The organism is Endozoicomonas sp. SESOKO1, assembly GCF_024606265.1.
In the GTDB taxonomy this organism is placed as follows: Bacteria; Pseudomonadota; Gammaproteobacteria; order Pseudomonadales; family Endozoicomonadaceae; genus Endozoicomonas.
The window spans coordinates 1-1,624 of sequence record NZ_JAHHPP010000273.1 but is presented as its reverse complement, the minus strand read 5'-3'; the positions used below and the strand labels follow the sequence as shown (position 1 = coordinate 1,624).

Genomic DNA, 1,624 nt, shown 5'->3' with positions numbered 1-1,624 from the left:
CAATGGCCCGCTATTCAGAAGAGTTCAAAGAGTCCATCATTCAGAAGATGATGCCACCCAATAATGTGCCAGTTTCTCTGCTGGTACGTGATACTGGCATCTCTGATGTGACTCTGTACACTTGGCGAAAGAAAGCTTTATCTCAAGGAATACCTGTGCCAGGCGACGGAAAAAATCCAGATCAGTGGACACCTGAAAACCAATTAGCCGTAATCATTGAAACAGCGGCCTTAAATGAAGCAGAAATGGCTGAATACTGCCGTAAGAAAGGCCTTTTTGCTGAACAAATTGAACAGTGGAAACGAGCCTTTATTAGCCGTGTGTCGCCTAAATTTGTCAGCCCATCAGAACAGCGTAAGGCCTTAACGGTTGAGCAGAAAAAAGACAAGCAAACCATCAGGAAACTCGAACGCGAACTCAAGCGTAAGGACAAGGCATTAGCAGAAACTGCTGCCTTGCTGGTACTCACAAAAAAGGCCCGAGAGATCTGGGGGGAACCAGAGGACGATTGACTTCTCTCCCGGATCGACAAATTGCAGTCAACCTGATCACACAGGCCGTGAAATCTGGTGCTCGCCAGTCGAAAGCCTGCGAGGCTCTTGGCCTTTCAGAAAGGACCGTACAACGCTGGACCCGGGAGGATGCTGTTCAGGCAGATAACCGCAAAAATGCTAACCGGCCAGCTCCCGCTAACAAACTGTCGGTGGAGGAGCGACAGGCGATTATTGATACCTGTAACAGTGATCGCTTTAAAAGCCTGGCACCCAGTCAGATCGTCCCGATATTAGCCGATGAGAACCAATATATCGGATCTGAAAGGACGTTTTACCGGGTATTGCATGAGAAAGGTCAACAACATCACCGTGGGCGCGCAGCCAAGCCCAGTCACAGAAAGCCAACGTCGTATTGTGCTACCGGGCCAAACCAGGTCTGGTCATGGGACATTACCTTTCTTGCGCTCTTCTGTGCGTGGCCAGTTTTACTATCTCTACCTGGTGATAGACATATACAGCCGTATGATAGTGGCTTGGGAAATCCATGAGAATGAGTCTGCTGAACATGCCTCGCAGATGATTACCAAAGCCTGTATTCGCCACGGAATAGCAGCCTTGGAGAGGCCGTTGGTCTTGCATTCAGACAATGGCAGCGCCATGAAAGGTGGCACTATGTTGTCCACACTGCAACGGCTGGGCGTGGTCAGCTCATTCAGCCGTCCAAGGGTAAGTGATGACAATCCGTTTGCTGAAGCCATTTTCAGAACACTGAAGTATAGGCCGGGTTATCCATGCAAACCGTTTGCTGGCCTTGAGGCGGCTCGCAACTGGGTGCATGGCTTTGCCCAGTGGTATAACGAAGGGCACAGACATAGCGGACTCAAATTCCTTACGCCGGGTCAAAGACATCGAGGGGAAACCAAAAAGTTCATGGATAACCGGAAAAAGGTATATCAGTTGGCTAAGCAGCGTCATCCTGAGAGATGGGGTATAAGAGCAACCCGGAACTGGAACCTGGCTGATGAAGTCTGGCTGAATCCTGACCGGTCTGCTGTCGGGCAGCTAAGTCAAGCTGCTTGAGTTGAGGCGACAACTAGGTTGATTGCGACAGGCGAAGCCTGAGGATGTGG

At 50.2% G+C, this 1,624-nt stretch carries 1 pseudogene; it reads left to right on the top strand.

The window, feature by feature from the left end:
- Nucleotides 1-2 precede the first annotated feature (2 nt).
- Nucleotides 3-1,574 (top strand): annotated as a pseudogene (locus tag KDK13_RS12260) (IS3 family transposase).
- The last annotated feature ends 50 nt before the right edge of the window (nucleotides 1,575-1,624 follow it).